This is a genomic window from Pantoea stewartii subsp. stewartii, assembly GCF_008801695.1.
Lineage (GTDB): Bacteria > Pseudomonadota > Gammaproteobacteria > Enterobacterales > Enterobacteriaceae > Pantoea > Pantoea stewartii.
This window is the reverse complement of record NZ_VZPF01000095.1, coordinates 1-15,803: the sequence shown is the minus strand read 5'-3', so window position 1 is coordinate 15,803 and position 15,803 is coordinate 1. Positions and strand designations below refer to the sequence as shown.

14 protein-coding genes are annotated in these 15,803 nt (G+C 54.9%); 4 read left to right on the top strand and 10 right to left on the bottom strand.

Features of this window, described 5'->3' with window-relative positions:
• Positions 1–96: 96 nt before the first annotated feature.
• The 10 genes from F7Q90_RS21725 to F7Q90_RS21685 form a co-directional block, all read right to left on the bottom strand.
• Positions 97–1,005: an AbrB family transcriptional regulator gene (locus tag F7Q90_RS21725; protein WP_237166089.1), complete on the bottom strand. Its 909-nt coding sequence runs from the start codon at positions 1,003–1,005 to the stop codon at positions 97–99.
• A gap of 96 nt (positions 1,006–1,101) precedes the next feature.
• Positions 1,102–2,055, bottom strand: coding sequence for a magnesium/cobalt transporter CorA (corA, locus tag F7Q90_RS21720; protein WP_006121454.1), 954 nt, complete (start codon positions 2,053–2,055; stop codon positions 1,102–1,104).
• Positions 2,056–2,222: 167 nt separating this feature from the next.
• The gene (gene ysgD / locus F7Q90_RS27950; RefSeq protein ID WP_349887138.1) at positions 2,223–2,279 is read right to left on the bottom strand and encodes a YsgD/CorL family protein; all 57 of its coding nucleotides are present in this window, start codon (positions 2,277–2,279) and stop codon (positions 2,223–2,225) included.
• Between the two features lie 67 nt (positions 2,280–2,346).
• Positions 2,347–4,509 carry a DNA helicase II gene (uvrD, locus tag F7Q90_RS21715; RefSeq protein ID WP_006121453.1) on the bottom strand — a complete coding sequence of 721 codons (2,163 nt, stop codon included), beginning with the start codon at positions 4,507–4,509 and terminating at the stop codon, positions 2,347–2,349.
• A 54-nt stretch (positions 4,510–4,563) separates the two neighbouring features.
• Positions 4,564–5,280 (bottom strand): 5-amino-6-(5-phospho-D-ribitylamino)uracil phosphatase YigB, encoded by a 717-nt coding sequence (gene yigB, locus F7Q90_RS21710; protein ID WP_006121452.1) that lies wholly within the window; start codon positions 5,278–5,280, stop codon positions 4,564–4,566.
• Positions 5,277–6,182 (bottom strand): tyrosine recombinase XerC, encoded by a 906-nt coding sequence (gene xerC / locus F7Q90_RS21705; RefSeq protein ID WP_006121451.1) that lies wholly within the window; start codon positions 6,180–6,182, stop codon positions 5,277–5,279. Before xerC ends, yigB begins: the two co-directional genes overlap by 4 nt.
• On the bottom strand, positions 6,179–6,883 hold the full coding sequence (locus tag F7Q90_RS21700) for a DUF484 domain-containing protein (RefSeq protein ID WP_006121450.1): 705 nt from the start codon (positions 6,881–6,883) through the stop codon (positions 6,179–6,181). Before F7Q90_RS21700 ends, xerC begins: the two co-directional genes overlap by 4 nt.
• Positions 6,880–7,704, bottom strand: coding sequence for a diaminopimelate epimerase (dapF, locus tag F7Q90_RS21695; RefSeq protein ID WP_006121449.1), 825 nt, complete (start codon positions 7,702–7,704; stop codon positions 6,880–6,882). Before dapF ends, F7Q90_RS21700 begins: the two co-directional genes overlap by 4 nt.
• Before the next feature lie 29 nt (positions 7,705–7,733).
• Positions 7,734–7,943, bottom strand: a complete 210-nt coding sequence (gene lptM / locus F7Q90_RS21690) for an LPS translocon maturation chaperone LptM (RefSeq protein ID WP_006121448.1) — start codon at positions 7,941–7,943, stop codon at positions 7,734–7,736.
• Positions 7,944–8,078: 135 nt separating this feature from the next.
• Complete coding sequence (locus F7Q90_RS21685) at positions 8,079–10,637, bottom strand: class I adenylate cyclase (protein ID WP_006121447.1); 2,559 nt, start codon at positions 10,635–10,637, stop codon at positions 8,079–8,081.
• 311 nt (positions 10,638–10,948) lie between these two features.
• On the opposite strand from F7Q90_RS21685, the gene hemC reads away from it, so the two are divergent.
• From hemC to hemY, 4 genes are read left to right on the top strand one after another with little or no spacing between them, the layout of a single operon-like run.
• On the top strand, positions 10,949–11,890 hold the full coding sequence (hemC, locus tag F7Q90_RS21680; protein ID WP_006121446.1) for a hydroxymethylbilane synthase: 942 nt from the start codon (positions 10,949–10,951) through the stop codon (positions 11,888–11,890).
• A complete protein-coding gene (gene hemD, locus F7Q90_RS21675; RefSeq protein ID WP_006121445.1) occupies positions 11,887–12,615 on the top strand; it encodes a uroporphyrinogen-III synthase in 729 nt (242 codons plus the stop codon). The genes hemC and hemD overlap by 4 nt, the downstream gene beginning before the upstream one ends.
• A gap of 24 nt (positions 12,616–12,639) precedes the next feature.
• Complete coding sequence (gene hemX, locus F7Q90_RS21670) at positions 12,640–13,773, top strand: uroporphyrinogen-III C-methyltransferase (RefSeq protein ID WP_006121444.1); 1,134 nt, start codon at positions 12,640–12,642, stop codon at positions 13,771–13,773.
• A gap of 2 nt (positions 13,774–13,775) precedes the next feature.
• Entirely contained in the window at positions 13,776–14,972 is a 1,197-nt protein-coding gene (hemY, locus tag F7Q90_RS21665) for a protoheme IX biogenesis protein HemY (RefSeq protein WP_006121443.1), read from the top strand.
• Positions 14,973–15,803: the final 831 nt, after the last annotated feature.

Below are 15,803 nucleotides of genomic sequence, written 5' to 3'. Positions count from 1 at the left end.
GCCTTGTTGTAGTTGCACCAGTTGGTGATTTTGAATTTCTGCTTAGCCACGGAACTGCCTGCATTATCAGGATTATGCGTGATCTGATCCTGCAACTCAGCAAAAGTTCGATTTATTCAACAAAGCCGCGGTCATCAGGTCAATATGGAGTACGCGCGTCAACATCCACGCCAGTCCGCCACACAGCAGCATCAGGCCGAAAATGGACAGCAGCATTTGCGGCAGGGTGCTCAGCGCCAGTTTGAAAATGGGTCGGGTGAAGCGCAGCCCTACACTCCAGCCGATCAGGGCGTACGCCAGGGCAAGCAACCATTCAGGCATCTGAAGCACGGCTGTTCCGGTAGCGTGCAGCGTAGCGCCAATCAGCGCAGGCACCAGCAACGCGCCGGACGGAATGCGTAGCCAGGGGCCCAGCCAGGCGCTGCCGAACACCAGGCAAATCGTCAGCAGAAAACCGCTGTTCAGTGCAGGAAACCACACCAGTGATCCTGCATGAGCGCCATCGCCCAGGCCGATGCGAGCCACCATTGCCGCCGCGCCCGCCACAAACAGAACGCGCAGATACTGCATAAAGGCGACCAGACGCACATCCGCGCCGAATTCTCCCGCCATCGCCACCATGGCAGAAGCACCACCAGGTGACGATCCCCACGCGCCGGTCGGGCCGGGAAGCTGACTAAACCGAACCAGCAAAAAGCCCGACACACCGCTGGCCGCCAGAGTCAGCAGCAGTACCGCTACCACGACGGGCCAGTCCTGTAACAGCGGCGTTAAAATCGACGGTGACAGGCTCTGCGCAATCATACAGCCCAGTACCGCCTGCGACAGCAGGAACAGCCGCTTAGGGATGCGCAATGTGGCACCGGATAACCCCATCATCACGCCCACAATCATCGGGCCCAGTAACAGGGCGGCCGGAACATGAAAATACTGGAAGAGTGCGCCAAGTAATACCGATGCGACCAACAACAGTAACCACTGCACGCGCAATGAAAGAGAGGCCATAAAAGTTAATTTTTTGTGAAAATGGAGCAGGTAGATTACGCAGAATTGTGCCAGCAGGCCAGAGTAATGGGCCGGTTGACCGGCCCTGACAGACGATTACAGCCAGTTCTTGCGTTTGAAATAAAGATAAGGCGCCAGACCGGCAAGCATCATCAGGCAAATCGCACCGGGATAGCCAAAGCTCCATTTCAGTTCAGGCATAAACTCAAAGTTCATGCCGTAGCTGGAGGCCACCAGCGTTGGCGGCAGGAAAACCACGGAAACCACCGAGAAGATCTTGATGATGCGGTTCTGCTCAATATTAATAAAGCCCATCGCCGCCTGCATCAGGAAGTTGACCTTCTGGAACAGGGACTCATTGTGAGGCAGCAGCGATTCGATATCCCGCAGGATTTCGCGCGCCTGCTCCAGTTGATTGCCTGGCAAACGGGCTTTTCGTACCAGGAAGTTAAGCGCTCGCTGCGTATCCATCAGACACAGGCGCACTTTCCAGCCGATATCTTCCAGCTCAGCTAACCGCGACAGCGCCTGATCGTACTCCTCGCCCTGCTGACCTTCCATAATCACGCGGCTAAGCTTTTCCAGCGCGCTATAGATGTTTTCAATCTCATCCGCCAGCTGTTCAATTTTGGTCTCAAACAGGTCGAGTAGCAGCTCGTAAGCGTTACCGTCAATCAACGTCTGGTTGCGGGCTCGCATGCGGTAAAGACGAAAGGCAGGAAGCTCCCGCTCGCGCAGTGTATATAAGCGTCCTTCGCGAATCGTAAAGGCGACCGTCGAGTTGCCGGCATGATCTTCGGCATCTTCAAAAAAGAAAAAGGAGTGGATGTGCAGGCCATCTTCATCTTCGAAGAAACGCGCTGAGGCTTCGATATCTTCCAGCTCAGGGCGCGTGGCCAGGCTCTGCCCCAGCTCGGACTGAACACGGTCGCGCTCGCCTTCCTCAGGCTCGACCAGGTCAACCCACACTGACGTGGTCAGTTTATCGCTTTCTTCTTCCAGTTCCAGACGCGTCAGGCGACTGTTATCAAGTTTAAATGCGCTCAGCATAGCAAGACTCCCCATTGCAGACTTTATGGGACAACGCTGTAAGGCGGTCGGAACAGATAACCGCGAACCTGAACACGGAGAAACGATAAATCAGTGCTGACTCGTGCGACGGATCAAAAAGGGAGGTCGCTGATAACCGCTAAGGCTACCAGCGTAATGAGATAGCCTTAGATGTTATTCCTGAAAACCAGGTTAATGAGCCAGCATCGACTGGGCGTGTCCAAGGCATTGTCCTCTCATGATAATAGTGCGCGCATGTTACGCTGAGACGAAAAAGTCGTCAACCGGCGGCTAGACGGTTTCCAGTTTGGCGTAGGCAGCCACCAGCCACTTGATCCCCTGCCCCTGAAATGCCACCTGAAGGCGGCTGTGTTCCCCGCTACCTTCCAGATTCACGATGGTGCCTTCACCAAACTTCGCGTGACGAACGCGCTGTCCCAGAGAGAACCCCGTGTCGCTTTTGCTGATCGGTGTGCCCATGCGCTGATGGCTGACCGGCCGCGTAACGCTGGCGCGTAACCGGACTTCTTCAATACAGTCTTCGGGCAGCTCACCGATGAATCGCGAGGGGCGATGGTAAACTTCTTTTCCGTACAGACGGCGGGTTTCCGCGTACGTCAGCGTCAGTTTCATCATGGCACGTGTGACGCCAACGTAAGCCAGGCGGCGCTCTTCTTCCAGCCGTCCGCCTTCGTCCAGGGCCATCTGGCTGGGGAACATGCCTTCTTCCATGCCGACGATAAATACCTGACTGAACTCCAGCCCTTTCGCAGAGTGCAGCGTCATCAGTTGTACCGCATCCTGCCATTTGTCCGCCTGCCCTTCGCCGGCTTCCAGCGCGGCATGCGACAGGAAGGCCTGAAGCGGCATCAGGTCTTCATCTTCATCCTGATAACTAAACTGGCGCGTGGCTGTCACCAGCTCCTCAAGGTTTTCGATACGCGCCTGGCCCTTTTCACCCTTTTCCTGCTCGTACATCAGCCACAGACCGGAATCCTTGATGACCCGATCGGTCTGCACGTGCAGTGGCATTTCGGCGGTTTCGCTTGCCAGTGAATCCACCAGCTCACAGAAACGTTGCAGGGCAGAGGCGGCACGGCCGGCGAGCGCGCGTGACTGAAGGAGTTCACGCGTTGCCTGCCATAAGGTGATCTGCTGTTCGCGGGCCGTCTGACGCACCACATCCAGCGTACGATCGCCCACGCCACGTGTGGGCGTATTGACCACGCGCTCGAAAGCCGCATCGTCGTTGCGGTTGGCTATCAGACGCAGATAGGCCAGCGCATCTTTAATTTCCTGGCGCTCGAAGAAGCGCATGCCGCCGTAAATCCGGTAGGGCATACTGGCCTGCAGCAGGGCTTCTTCCAGCACGCGCGACTGGGCGTTACTGCGGTAAAGAATCGCGCAATCGGCCAGCGCATTGCCATTTTCCATCCAGGCTTTAATGCGATTGACGACAAAGCGCGACTCATCCAGCTCGTTGAAGGCGCAGTAAACCGAGACCGGCTCGCCATCGCTGCCATCGGTCCACAGCTCTTTGCCGAGTCGGCCATTATTATTGGCAATCAGGGCGTTAGCGGCTTTCAGAATCGTGTTGGTGGAGCGGTAATTCTGCTCAAGACGAATGGTATCGGCACCGGGAAAATCCGTCAGGAAGCGCTGAATATTTTCAACCTGCGCCCCGCGCCAGCCATAGATGGACTGATCGTCATCACCGACGATAATGACTTTGCTGCTGTCGCCCGCCAGCATACGAATCCAGGCATACTGAATGTTGTTCGTATCCTGAAATTCATCCACCAAAATATTGCTGAAACGCTCACGGTAGTGATTCAGGATAGGGGGCTTGTTTAACCACAGTTCATGGGCCCGCAGCAGCAACTCGGCAAAATCGACCAGCCCGGCACGATCGCAGGCTTCCTGATAGGCCTGATAAATGCGCAGCCAGGTCTGTTCTACCGGGTTGCCATAGCTTTCAATGTGCTTCGGCCGTAAACCTTCATCTTTCTTGCCGTTGATGTACCACATGCCCTGACGCGCAGGCCACTGCTTCTCATCCAGATTCATCGCCTTAATCAGGCGTTTGAGCAGGCGCAGTTGATCTTCACTGTCGAGGATTTGGAAGTCCTGCGGCAGCCCCGCGTCGAGATGATGCGCACGGAGCAGACGGTGCGCAAGGCCGTGAAACGTGCCAATCCACATACCGCCCTGACTGGTGCCGATCAGGTGCTCAATACGGTGACGCATCTCTGCCGCCGCCTTGTTGGTAAAGGTCACCGCCATAATGGAATAAGGTGAACAGTTTTCAACGGACAGCAGCCAGGCGATGCGGTGCACCAGAACGCGTGTTTTTCCACTGCCCGCGCCCGCCAGCACCAGCAGGTTGCTGCGCGGTGCCGCAATGGCAGCACGCTGTTTGTCATTCAACCCGTCGAGCAGTTCAGAAACGTCCATAAGCACCAATAAGTCAGAGAATGCGAAGCATAAGACTGGATAAATTTACAGCCATTATAACAGCGAGGTCAGTGATGCCAACTGTGAAATTTCAACGTGGGGCAGAAGACGGGCATCGTCAATGTGCATCAGATTCCCCTCACGCAGGTTAATCCAGCAGGCTTGCATGCCATAACGTAACGCGCCGGCCACATCCGTAGTGAGATCGTCACCGACGTGAAGAATACTGCCCGGGGCGATATTCAGGCGTTGCGCGGCAAGGTGATACATATCCTGCCACGGCTTCGCGCGCCCGTCTGGGCCAGCACGCAGTGAAAACTGGAAGTAGGCTGACAGGCCGAGCTTTTCAGGCTGCGCGTTACCATTCGTAATCGCTACCAGCGGGACTTTTTTCGCCAGCGCTTTCAACGTGTCATGGGTTTCCGCCGGCATCGCCACCTGGCTGCGCCAGTGATGGAACACCTCCATGATCTGGGCGGCGCCCGCTGTCGCGTCTGCTGCCGTTAAGCCCGCGTCAGTCATAAGCAGCTCTATCGTACGACGGCGCCATTCTGTCACATCGTGATAAATGTCAGGTTCACGAAGTCGCAGTTGATTGCGCAGCGTCGCCACATCATCCGGCGTCACGTCACGCACTGCAGGATGAAAAGCCTGCAGAGCGGCATGCGATGCTTCTGTGGTTTTACGTATGACCGGATAGTTGTCATACAGCGTGTCGTCTAAATCAAAGGTGATCGCTTTGATGGCACGCAGCGGGCGATAGAACTTCATTCACTCTTTCCTCGTTTGGCGCGGGGATGCGCAGCATCATACACCGAAGCCAGGTGCTGGAAATCAAGGTGGGTATAAATTTGCGTCGTCGACAGGTTGGCATGACCAAGGAGTTCCTGCACCGCGCGCAGATCGCCACTGGATTCCAGCAGATGGGTTGCAAAGGAGTGACGCAGCTTGTGCGGATGAATATGGCTGTTCACGCCCTGTTTAATGCCCCATTCGGCAAAACGTTTTTGAACATTACGGGCAGAGATGCGCTTGCCCCGGCTGGAGAGAAACAGCGCATCGTCGTCGGCGTTAAAGGCGAGACGGTGCGGCAGCCATTGCTTAATCCAGTTGACCGCTGTGCGTCCAATCGGTACGCGCCGCTCTTTATTGCCTTTTCCTGATACCCAGACTTCTCCCGCCTCAAGATCAACATGGCGGCAGTCCATATTGACCAGTTCGGACAGGCGAAGCCCTCCGCCGTACATCACTTCCAGCATGGTACGATCGCGTATTGCCAGCGGATCGTTAAGATCGATTTCCAGCAGTTGATTAACTTCATCGACGTCGATATTTTTGGGCAGATGGCGGCCATTACGCGGTGTGGCAATGCCTTTCGCCGGGTTGGCGGGCAGCATGTCCTGGCTCACCTGCCAGTCAAGAAAACTGCGTAGCGCCGAAAGCCGTAGCGCCAGACTGCTGGCGGCCAGGCCTGCCCGACGGCTGCGGGCAGCCATACTGCGTACCATGGCGGGATCGAGTTGCGACCATGCGCCGACCTTCATTTCATCGGCGATGCTCACCAACGCCTCTAGCTGGCGCGCATAGCTGCTCAGCGTTAACGGGCTGAGCTGGCGCTCAACCTTCAGGTAGCGCAGAAATCCGTCAACGGCCTCCTGCAGCACGCTGCTCATGCGCGCTCCACCCAACGTTCCAGTAATTCCGGCATCATCTGCGAAAGATGCTGTAGCAGTAAGGTTCCCATGCCCGACTGATAATGCAGGCTGTCGCGACTGCTGAACATGATGATGCCGAGTTCACCCTGTTCGCCCATCAGTGACATGGCCACCGAGCCGATGGCTTTCGCCTGGGGCAGCAGTAGCAGCAGTTCGGGGCCATTAATACTGCCGAGATAGTGCTGTTCATTACCGAAGCGCTGAATGCGCAGCGGTTCAAAGGCCTGGCGCGCCAGGCCAAGCTGCACAAAATCAGAGGGCGCACCCAGCCGCCACTTATCGTTAAACAGGCGGATATTGGCCCCGGCCAGGCCCAGCTCACGCGCCCAGCGATGCAAGCGGTTCAGCATATCCTGCAGTGAACTCGCGGCGGCAAGATGGCTTTGCAGTGCAAGCAGGCGGGCAAAAAGTTGCTGGTTCGCCGTGGCCTGCTCCATCAGCAAGGTGATTTCTTCTTCCAGCCGTTGAATATGGTTGCGCTGGCGCGCCATGTGCCATTCCACCAGCGAAACGCTGCCGCGAACCGGATGCGGTACGGCCATCTGTTCGACCTGGCGCGCATTACGCATAAAGAAATCAGGATGCTGTCGCAGATAATCACTGACGGCCTCATCGTCCAGCAGAGGTGTGTTTTCCACCTGCTCTTCGACATTTTTCATAAGTGAATAAACCCATCGTAGACATGTGTGGCCGGGCCGGTCATAAACAGCGGCTGTCCGGCACCTTTCCAGGCGATGTGTAACGTACCGCCTGGCAAATCAACGCGCACTTTCTGGCTCAGAATCCCCTGCTGAATGCCACAGGCCACCGCTGCACAGGCACCGCTGCCGCACGCCTGCGTTTCGCCCGCACCACGTTCGTAAACACGCAGCCGGATATGTTCAGGGTTGATGATTTCCATAAAGCCAACGTTGACGCGCTCAGGAAAACGCTCGTGGCTTTCCAGTATCGGTCCCAGCAGCTCGACCTGTGCGGTTTTGGTGCTTTCGACCTGAATCACGCAATGGGGATTTCCCATGGAGACGGCACCAAACATGACCGTCTGCTCCGCCACGCGAAGCAGGTACAGGTTTTCAGCCTTGTTAGCGCGGAAAGGCACCTGATGGGGCTCAAAATTGGGCTCCCCCATATTCACGCGGACCAGCTCGTCGGGCGTAACGCTGAGCACCATTCTGCCCGCCTGGGTGCTGACGCGAATGTCGCTTTTATTGGTCAGGCCTTTCAGCTGGACAAAGCGGGCAAAACAGCGCGCCCCGTTACCGCATTGCGCCACCTCGCTTCCGTCCGCATTGAAAATACGGTAGTGGAAGTCGAGATCGGGATCATAAGGCGGTTCGACGATCAGTAGCTGATCAAAACCCACCCCTAAATGGCGATCGGCCAGCCGGCGGATCAGTTCCGGCGAGAAAAAGACGTTTTGCGTCACAGCATCCACAACCATGAAATCGTTGCCGAGACCGTGCATTTTGGAGAACTGCATTTTTTGCTCCGCCGGATACGCCATAAGAATTATTTCATTTGTGAGCTTGAATCACCGGTCACCAGACCGCCCACATCCGCTTTAGATGCCTCGGCTTTCTGCTTTTGCGTGGGCGCTGACGTGGGCGCGGCTTGTTTTGGCGTTTCCTGCTGTGGGAAGTAGAGCGGTCCTTTCAATCCACAGCCTGCAAGGCTTGTTAATGCCAGTGTCATTGCTAACAGGCTTATCGCTTTCTTCATTCTTTATGCTCTTCATGTCCTGTGTCCTGGATGCTTATCATCGCAGTTGAAGTTGGAAAAGCAACAGGAAATCCCAGCAATTCACGCAAGCCTTGTGGCAGGCCCTGGCAGAGCGCCACAAGCCTCCGGCAGAACTCAGTGCATCTGATAGCGTGGTTGATAGTCATTGTTGTCGTTATCGGGCTGTGAGGCGCACAGCGCCGTTAATGTCTGATTCCTGAAGGGAATCACCTGATAACGGTCACCCACATTCACGATTTGGTAAAACTGCGGCAGGTTGAAATTGATAAAGCTTGAGCCGTAGGTAAAACGATCGTGTGACGACGAGTAGAAACGGCTGACATCCCGCACCAGCTCTTCTTTGCTGCCTTCACAGTGGTGGTAGACCTCAACGCGGTTACTTTCATCCAGGATATAGATATTGAAACCGCGATCGTCAGTGGTGTCTTCAAAGAAGAACTGAATGATCCCTTCGCTGGCGTAGCCATTGACCACCGGCGGCAAAGGCGTCTGATTGGACTCAACCTTGATCGACAAACCGTGCAGCTTGTTATTGGATATGGCGCCATAGAACTCAACGGCGTTTTCCAGTTTCTGCACCGAAACCCCCATGCGTTCAAAGAACAGTCCCCAGGTCTGGCCGGCCATGCGTAATGCCTTGAACCGGCCCGGCTCCTGACGCGTACTGGAAAGGCGCAGTTCAATACATTCAGACACCAGTTGCTGCACACGGGTACGAATCAAGCCGCGCAAATGCTGGCTATAGCAGAACACCTCCACCGTATCTGGCGGTGAGGCATCCTGATGCATTTTACCCAGGATGGTCTTCAGACCTTCTATCATCGCCTGTTCGCCACTAAAGTGCAGCGTACGCACTTCATTCCATGAGTTACGGTACAGCAGGTCAATGCTGCCAATTAAACATTGCTGCTGCTGGCCAAAGCTGAAGACATCGAGCTTACGGAAATCAAAATGCACCACCTGGTTACGGAACGCCGAGGTCGGATCGTGCTCAAGGTTAACGATGATCGCCAGGTGACGAATTTCACAGGGGCTGTAGAGCGCTTTGGGCGTGGGTGCAGGCAGGCGCAGCGGGAAATGGCTGGAGACATCATCAACCAGCTCCTGCAGGCGCGCCAGATCACACAACTCGTTGCCTTTGATATGCAGACGGGTTTTGCTGGTCAGCAGACCATTGAACCATGCCCAGGCCACCAGCTTATTGAGATAGCGGTTATATTCCAGCGGCTGGTGACTGATGATCGAGCTCATATCCGGCGCCTGATTATACAGATACCAGCCTGGACGATTGGCTCGGCCCGCCGGCACATGAATAAAGGTCAGGTTGGATTCGGACAGGTCGGGGGAAATCTGCGGATTAACCAGCGTCACCTTGCCCGGCAAAGCCTCAAAGGCAGCGTACAATTTACGGGTCAGCACGCCGATATCCTGCGGGCTGGCACTGACGCTTAAATTGTTGCGGCGGGCAAAGCGGATAAGATTGTGATAGCTTTGCATCATGGCATCGAGCAACTCATTATGCGCTTCGCGGACGCGTTCGATTTTCCATTCGGCACGGTTGTCCAGAATAGCGAGCTTTTCGTCGTCCCAACCCCAGGATTTCACCAGCTGCGACAGAATTTCACGACGCCAGCCGCTACGTTGCTGATGGTCATCCGTACTGAGTTTTTCGCATACTTTCAGATAGAAGCAGCGGCGTACTAAATCGAGCCGCGGCTGATCGTCGATACTGGTGAGATAATGCGTAACGCGCTCCAGCATCATGCAGTAAGTATCCAGACCGAAACAGACGATCTCGCCATCGTGCAGTCGCTGTTTGATGTCCATCGCCAGCAGTTTAGTGTCCGGGTATTCCCAGCTGTAGGCTTCAAGCAGCAACGTTTTCAGGACTGCTTTGTAAGGTGAGTCGATACTTTTATACAACTGCCACAGGCTGGCACCAAAATACTCTTCCGCTGACAGGGTACTGAGGCCACCTAAATCAAGCCACTCATTGGGCGTGAGCACGCCTTTCGCGTAAAGCGACATCACATAGTCATCATAGTGATGCTCTTCTTCGCCCGGCACCATATTCCACAGGATACGTTTACCTGCCATGCGCACGGCTGTGCGGTAGAACTCGTCCAGCAGCAGTATATGCTGAGTGGAACCGCAGTCCTCACCGCCAAGATTCCCGCTTTCGTTATGGCGGAAGCGGTTTTCATCGATCAGGAAGAAGCTGACTTCGATGCCCATGGAGGCGCACCATTTTTGCAACAGCGCACATTTGCGCTGCAGATTGAGGCGCTCTTCATTATCCAGCCAGGATTGATGGCACACCCAGATATCCAGATCGGACACGCTGTTTTGTCCAACAGAGGAGGTACTGCCCATCGAGTAAATACCGGTAATGGGCAGTTCGCCTTTTGGCGCGTCAACCAGGGTAAGTTCTTGCTCGCCTGTTAACTCGGCCAGTAGCTGCAGTTGGTTTTCATCAGGCGTGAAGACGTTGATGCCATGTGGAACGTTACCTTTGAGGTAACCCGGCATCAGCGGATGTTGATAATGTAATAAGATCGGCAGCAGACTGTAGACTCGCTGAAAAGCGGGTCCCATTGCAGCCAGCGCGCGATCTACGCGCAGCTGGTTAATTGCATCCAGTCTCTGTTTCAGTGTCTCAATATAGAGGTACAAGACGTTTCGCCTGGTTGTCCTGGAGTTAAGCACCCTGCTTCCGCTCTCTGCCACTTATTATAAAGATGTCGTGCAGATTATTGCTGGAAACGTGATCAATCTATCACTCGCCGGATTGACCGTAAAGAAAGTTACGCTACCGCTATTTTAGCACGGTTTCGTCTACTTTTCGCACACCCAACGAGCGGCCTGCGATTACTGCCTGATATCTCAGGTTTAATCTGCGGGCGGTTCTTTTCAATCCGTTGAAACTGACAGCCTTCCCTCAACGATGATAGGATATTCGATGAACGATCTAAATGGTTAACGGCATGTTAAACAAAATTTTCAGAATTGCTACACGACAAAGCCCTCTTGCCATGTGGCAAGCACAATATGTACAGCAGCGTTTGATGAGCGCCCATCCGGGTTTACAGGTTGAACTGGTGCCCATGGTGACCAAAGGCGACATCATCCTGGATACGCCGCTGGCTAAGGTGGGCGGTAAAGGGCTGTTTGTCAAAGAACTTGAGCAGGCGATGCTGGAGAACCGTGCCGATTTGGCCGTGCATTCGATGAAAGATGTGCCCGTAGCGTTCCCGGCAGGCCTGGGCCTGGTCACCATTTGCCAGCGTGATGACCCACGCGACGCCTTTGTCTCAAATCATTACGCGTCGATCGACGAGCTTCCTCATGGCGCGGTGATTGGTACGTCCAGCCTGCGCCGTCAGTGTCAGATTAGTGCACGCCGTCCCGACCTGGTCATTCGCTCGCTGCGCGGCAATGTCGGCACGCGGTTAAGTAAGCTTGATGCTGGCGACTATGACGCCATTATCCTTGCCGCCGCCGGCCTTAACCGCCTGGGGCTGGAAGCGCGAATTCGCCAGCTCCTGCCGGCTGAAATTTCACTGCCAGCCGTCGGCCAGGGTGCGGTGGGCATTGAATGCCGCCTGGATGACAGCACCTTAATTGGGTTACTACAGGCACTAAATCATGATGATACGGCTGTCTGTGTCAAAGCTGAGCGCGCCATGAATACCCGTCTGGAAGGCGGCTGTCAGGTACCTATCGGCAGTTTTGCGGTGCTGAATGGTGATGAGATCTGGCTCCGGGGTCTGGTTGGCGCGCCGGACGGCAGTACCGTTGTAAGCGGCGAGCGCCGCGGGCCACGGTCTCAGGCCGAGCAGATGGGGATCTCGCTGGCCGAAGAACTGCTTAACAACGGCGCGCGTGAAATTCTGCACGACGTTTATCAGGGACAACCCCCCGTATGACGATTCTGGTCACGCGCCCGGAACCCGCAGCGGCAGAGCTGGTCTCCCGACTGCACGCCCAGGGTAAACAGGCGTGGAGCCTGCCCCTGATCGAATTCGCGCCGGGAGCTGACCTGCCCTCATTACCGGCTTCGCTAACCACGCTGCGCCGGGGCGATATGGTCTTTCTGCTCTCGCAGCAGGTTATCCACTATACACAGCATGCTGTCAAAGCATGGCCCGCAGACCTGGACTATTATGCAATTGGTCGCAGTACCGCGTTAGCGTTTCATACAGTGAGTGGCTTACAGGTGACCTGGCCTCATGCACAGGAAACCAGCGAGGCGCTGATCAAGCTGGCCACGTTGCAACAGGTGTCAGGTAAACGCGCGCTTATCCTGCGTGGCAATCAGGGCCGCGAACTGCTGTCAGAAACGTTGACGGCACGGGGCGCGCAGGTCTTCTATGCCGAGTGTTATCAGCGCTGCCAAAAACATTATGACGGTGCAATCGAAGGCCGCCGCTGGCGCGATCGTCATGTTTCTACGCTGGTCGTCACCAGCGGCGAAATGTTGCATCAACTGTATTCGCTGTTCCCCGAGGTTGATCGCGAGGAATGGCTGCTCCGCTGCCGACTGATTGTCGTCAGCGAACGTTTGGCTTCTGTGGCCGCCAATCTTGGTTGGCAGGATATTCACGTAGCCGAAGGTGCCGATAACGATGCGCTACTGCGCGCGTTATGTTGAACTTAACAATGGGATGTGCCAGATATGACGGAACAAAAAGACACCTCCGCCGTGGTTGAAGAAACTACACCAGCGGTTGATCGCGATGCTTCTCTTCAGGAACAACCACCCCGCAAGCAAAAGAACGGCGGCATGGTCCTGGGAGCGGTCGCGATCGTCATCGCTCTGGCGATTGGCGCAGGTTTATACCTGAACGATAAACACCAGGCCGAATTGCAGGCACAAACCAATCAGAGTCTGAGCGAACAGCTTGCCAAGCTACAGCAGCAGGCAAACAGCGATAAACAGCAGCTTTCTCAGCAGCTGAGCACCACAGAAAAAACGTTAGAGACCGCTCAGGCACAACAGGCGGCTTCTGAGAAAGCGCTGCAGGCGTTGCGCGAAAAGTTAGCCTCCATTTCAGGAAACGACGTGCGCAGCTGGCTGGTGGCTCAGGCAGATTATCTGGTGAAACTGGCGGGTCGTAAGTTGTGGAGCGATCAGGATGTCACCACGGCCGCAGCGTTGCTGAAAAGCGCTGATGCCAGCCTGGCAGATATGAACGATCCCAGCGTCATGAATGTGCGTCGCGCGTTGACGCAGGATATCAGTACGCTTTCGGCTATCTCCCAGGTGGACTACGACGGCATTATCCTGAAGCTTAATCAGCTATCAAACAACGTGGATAATTTACGTCTGGCCGATAACGACAGCGATGACGCGCCGATGGACAGCGACAACGGTGAACTTTCTGGCTCTATTCGCGAATGGCGTCAGAACCTGGTGAAGAGCTGGCACAATTTTATGGATGACTTTATTACCATCCGTCGCCGGGACAACACTGCCCAGCCCTTACTGGCCCCGAATCAGGACGTTTACCTTCGCGAAAACATTCGTTCTCGTCTGCTGATCGCGGCCCAGGCCGTGCCGCGTCATCAGGAGGAGATCTACAAGCAGTCGCTGGAAACCGTCTCAACATGGGTGCGTGCCTGGTATGATACGAACGATGCCTCGACAAAAGCGTTTCTGGCCCAGTTGGATGAACTTAGCCAGCAAGATATCAATATGGATCTGCCAGACAGTCTGGAAAGCCAGCCGTTGCTTGAACAACTGATGCAAACGCGCGTGCGTAACCTGATGGCACAACCCTCTGCCGCCGCAAACCAGCAGGGAGGCTGATCATGCTTAAGGTATTTATCCTCTTTGTCCTGTTGATTGCAGGGATTGTGCTGGGGCCGATGATTGCCGGCCATCAGGGTTATGTGCTGATCCAGACCGACAACTGGAATGTGGAAACCAGTGTGACCGGCCTTGCCATTATCCTGATTATCAGTTTGTTAGTGATTCTGGCGGTGGAGTGGCTGCTGCGTCGCCTGTTTCGGACGGGTGCCCGTACCCGTGGCTGGTTTACCGGACGCAAGCGCCGTCGTGCACAGCGCCAGACACAAAACGCCCTGCTTAAACTGGCAGAAGGTGATTTCAGGCAGGTAGAAAAGCTGCTGTCCAAAGACGCCGACCATGCTGATGTTCCTGTCGCAAACTATTTGCTCGCGGCAGAAGCGGCTCAGCAACGAGGCGACGAAATGCGGGCTAATCAGCATCTTGAACGGGCAGCTGAACTGGCTGGTAATGATGTTATCCCGGTCGAGATTACCCGAACCCGCATCCAGCTGGCGCGACATGAAGATCACGCTGCCCGCCACAGTATTGATCGTTTACTCGAAGTGGCTCCGCGTCATCCGGAAGTCCTGCGCCTGGCCGAGCAGGCCTATATTCGTACCAGTGCCTGGAGCGCCCTGCTCGATATCCTCCCGTCCATGGAAAAAACGCAGATTGGCAGTGAAGAGCACCGCGCTGCACTGCAACAACAGGCCTGGCTGGGTCTGATGAATCAGGCGATGGCCGATCAGGGCAGTGAGGGATTAAAACGCTGGTGGGGAAATCTGAGCCGTAAAACACGCCATGAGACCTCGTTGCAGGTGGCGATGATTGACCATTTGATTGAGTGTGACGATCACGATACCGCTCAGGAGATTCTGCTGGATGGGCTGAAACGTCATTACGACGATCGTCTTGTCCTGTTGATGCCGCGCCTTAAAAGCGGTAACCCGGAAGCGCTGGAAAAAGCGTTACGTCAGCAAATTAAGCAGCATGGTGCCACGCCTTTACTGCACAGCACCCTGGGTCAGTTACTGATGCGCCATGGTGAATGGCAGCAGGCAGCGGAAGCCCTGCAACAGGCGCTGGCACAGCGCCCCTACGCTTTTGACTACGCCTGGCTGGCGGATGTGTATGATCGTCTGCGCCGTCCGGAAGACGCCGCAAAAATGCGTCGTGAAGGTCTGTTACTGACGCTGAAGAACAATCCCGATGCCTGATCTGTTAAAACCGGGCTCGCCCGGTTTTTTTACGCCCACAGGTTGAGACAAAAAAAAACACCTGCCGAAAGCAGGTGTAAAATCAGGTCGGTTTGACAACCGAGAGGTACCCGACTCAACGTGGTGTCTGTTAATCCTGTAAGGCTTTCGCGATACAGGCAGGCAGACAACAGGTACCCAAAATTGGCTCTGCGTCATTCCCAGGTTTATGTAGCCGAAGCAGACATAAGAGGTGGAATGAGCATCTACGCGTTAATTATAGCATAATCCATGCCAGTTGCGCTTTTTATTTTTTTATTAAATTAAAACAAAGAATTAGCAATAAATAATTTTATCACTCTTTGCGCGCTGCCTGGGAATTGTCGGGATAATGCGACACAGCGCTCGCTTTACGTCGCAAATAAGCGACACGTAAAGTAAAGGCGCGTCAACTTCATTTAAAACAATGCGTTAAGCGTCTCAATTCTGCGACAACCGCTTAATGCCGGTTTCCGCGGAACTACCGTAAGCAAATCAGGCTGTACAGACGAGCAATAGCGCCGCTTACGGCGGAAACGCAAACCAAATTTCTTTCTCACCACATCTGACCAGAAACCGCTCTCACAGATGCACATCGCCCTTTCGGCAAGACGGTAAACCTGTTTGTGCAGACCGTTCTGGTGAGAGAAGATTATGCTTCCTGTGCAGGTTTTTGCATTCGCAACGTAAGCGTCACATTTAAACCGTCTGTGCAGCGGGCTCCGGTTCCGGGAAAATAGTGTCCATCATTTTTTAATGGACACTATCGCGTGAAACACCGGACATGGCTCCTTGAGGCGCTTCGCCTCCATT